The 3,081-nt window shown below is 41.2% G+C and carries 2 protein-coding genes; both read right to left on the bottom strand.

The genetic code is table 11. The annotated features are described in order from the left end of the window. Positions 1-1,690 (bottom strand): helicase-related protein (locus Q0546_RS01605; protein ID WP_298789925.1); only part of this gene is annotated, 1,690 nt, incomplete at its 3' end. A 4-nt stretch (positions 1,691-1,694) separates the two neighbouring features. Further along, on the bottom strand, positions 1,695-3,081 hold a 1,387-nt coding region (locus Q0546_RS01600), incomplete at its 5' end, for an SNF2-related protein (RefSeq protein ID WP_298789923.1).

The raw sequence follows: 3,081 nt of genomic DNA, 5'->3' as shown, positions 1-3,081 counted from the left end.
CTTTTTTCTTCTCGATCTCCTCAAAACAAATACGCTGCTCTTCCCTTAGCAATCTCAAAAGAGCGGTATTGGGAAATTTACATTGATTCGATACCAAATCTTTCAGCACCCCGAGCTTCTTCGTCTCATTCGCCAGCGTCGCCCGGTTACGTTCGATATTCTCGTCGATCTTATTGATATAGTTATTTAGCCGCGAGAAAAATAAGACCATATTGATTTGGTCTTTCAGATTTTTCTCGAACAGGCTATGTTCTTTGTTTAAGCCCGAAAGAAACACTAAATTTGATGGCGAAAATACCTCTTTTGTCTGCTTGTTTGTAAGTTCAAAGGCGACTTCGCGTTTGCCCGGATCATAGTATCCGCTGACCACAAAGCCCTTGTACTCGCAAAAATCAATGCTAGTGTTTTTTGCATCGAACATCAAATTTACATTGTTTGAGAAAATTTTACGCATATTTTCCTGCTCGATTTTAACTTCGCGCGAGCTATCATCTTTCGGAATGAAAAAGCTTACCGGCGTTTTTGTCTTATCAAAAACATTATTTTGAAACATAGAGCAGGCTAAGCCGTCTTTATTTTCAAAATTTGCGACGTATTCTTTAGTAGAAAGTAGGGTGCTGATTTCATTCGTTAGAAATTTACATTTCGCTTCGCTTCTGGCTAAATTATCTTCATTCAGCTGCTGATTTTGTTCGTAGCTTTTCTTTTCGCGCTCAAGCTTTTCAAGCTCAGTTGAAATTTTGACGTTTGTTAAAATTAGCGGATTTCCGCTTGAAATAGCCTTTAGCACCTCGCAGCTTATAGCCTCATCTTCAAAGCCGTCAAGCGAATTGCCGTCTAACACCCCGGTTCTAAAATTTAAAATTGCTTTTGCCTTTGAAGTTACGATTTGCCACGACGTCTCGTCGTAGGTTTCTGTCGTAACATAGCGAAAATCCTTAATTTTAAAATTTTGTGGATCGTTTTCAAAAATTTTATTGCCTTGACGAATAACGCGGCCATTGCGTTGCGTTAAATCGCTTGGCTTCCATGGCACATCAAGATGGTGAATCGCAGTAACTCTCTCCTGCACGTTCGTGCCCGCGCCCATCTTGGCCGTCGAGCCGATAAGTACGCGAATTTCGCCGCTATTGACCTTATCGAACAACTCCTGCTTCTCTTTATTGGTTTTTGCATCGTGGATAAAGGCGATCTCTTCTCGTGGAATACCTTTTTGAACTAATTTTTTATAAATGTCGCCATACAAAAAGAATGTTTTTTCGTTCGCGTCACGATCGCCTATAATCTCATCATCGCTAAAGTCTTGAGGCTCCTCCTGCTTAGATAGGCTCTCATTAATATTAACGAATTCATCACTCGGCACGATTGCCGGCTCGATCTCTTTAGAAAAATCATCGTCCAGGTTGATATTTTTAGAAAGTTGTGAAATGCTCTTTGGCGTGCCAATGTCCAAAAAGACGAGTTGAGTGCCTTTATATTCGCTATATGCTTTGTATTCGGAAAGAATATTTTCAACGCACTTATTAATTTTGGAATTTGGATCGTCTTCGGCCGCGGGATTGATCAGCCTAAAATCCAAGCATGCTTTTTTAGCATCGTTAGTGCATTTTAAAATATTGTCCTGGCGCGGATCGGCATCTTTCATGCGCTCCATGCGCCAAACGATAGAACCCTCGTTGTAGTTGCCCATTTTGTCAATCTCTACGCCGATATAGCGCGCCTTCGTCGCTTTTTTTCGATTTCGAGGTTATAATTTCCGCTTCAGGCACGAACGCGCCGCTAAATTTCTTAATTTCCGCGTTCGTAACAATATCTGCGAAATCCAAATAAGAGCCTCCAAGAGATTGTAAATTATTGAAGCTCGTAAATCTGTTTACGACTTTATAATCATTCGGCACCGCGCCCGTTTCAAAAACCTTTTCGAGCTGCCCATAAGTTTTTACCCAGCTATCGAAAGAGAAAAGCCCTTGCTCTTTCAGCTCGTTGGGCGAAAGGTATTTTTGTAGCAAATAAAGCTCGCTTAGGCTATTGCTAACCGGCGTGCCGGTCAAAAACATAACCTTGCCGTTTGGTTGATCGTGAAGATATGTCGTTTTCATAAACAGATCCATAGCGCGTTTGCTTCCCGTAGGATTTCCAAGTCCTTTAACGTTATCGAGCGCGGTAGAAAACTGTAAATTTTTAAAGCTATGGCTTTCATCGACTACCATACAATCAACGCCGAGTTCGCTAAAATCAATCATTTTAGTCTTTTGTCGGTTATCATAAAGCTCCGTTAATTTAGCCTCAAGCTTCTCAAGCGCAGCTTCGAGTCGTTTCACAGAGAGTTTACTTCCGCCGTTTTCTTCTCTTATTCTTATAGCCTCTTTTAGCTCCTCCTTTTGCTCTTCAATAATTCGTTCCTCGATTTCGACGGGAACCGGAATTCGCTCTAGCTGTGTGTATTTCATAATAATGGCATCGTAATTGCCGTTAGCAATTTTTGCCAGAAATTCATCGCGGTGAAACTTATCCATAGATTTTTCATCGGCGACTAGCAGGTTTGCATCGGGATAAGCATTGATAAATTCTTTTTGCCATTGCTCTACAAGGTGATTAGGCACTACAATCAGAGGCTTGTTTATAATACCGAGCTTCTTTTGTTCCATAACGCTACAAATAGCGGTTAGAGTTTTGCCGGCGCCGACCTCATGATCTAATAAAACCACCTTTTCGTTTATGGCGCGAGCGACGGCATCCTTTTGATGCTTTCGTAACTCAAAAGCCTGATTAATACCGTTGATTTTCAAGTATTCTCCATCATAATGCTTGCGCACATAACAGTTAAATTTATCGTTGTAAATTTTAGTTAGATCCATTCTGCGCGAAATGTCTTTGAAAATCCACTCCTCAAAATCATTCTTAAACAGATCCGCTTTACGTTGCACTTCTTGCGTCGCAACGACATCCAGCACTTTTTTAAATACCACGTTGCCGTTGCGATCCGTTTTTATAGAGCCGTCAGGATTTAAAATAGGCTCATCCGTATCTTTCATAATCTTCGGGCTAGAGCCGGAAAGGGCATATTGCGCGATTTCGGTT

The organism is uncultured Campylobacter sp., from assembly GCF_937997465.1.
In the GTDB taxonomy this organism is placed as follows: Bacteria; Campylobacterota; Campylobacteria; order Campylobacterales; family Campylobacteraceae; genus Campylobacter_A.
This window is presented reverse-complemented; position numbering and strand designations above follow the sequence as displayed.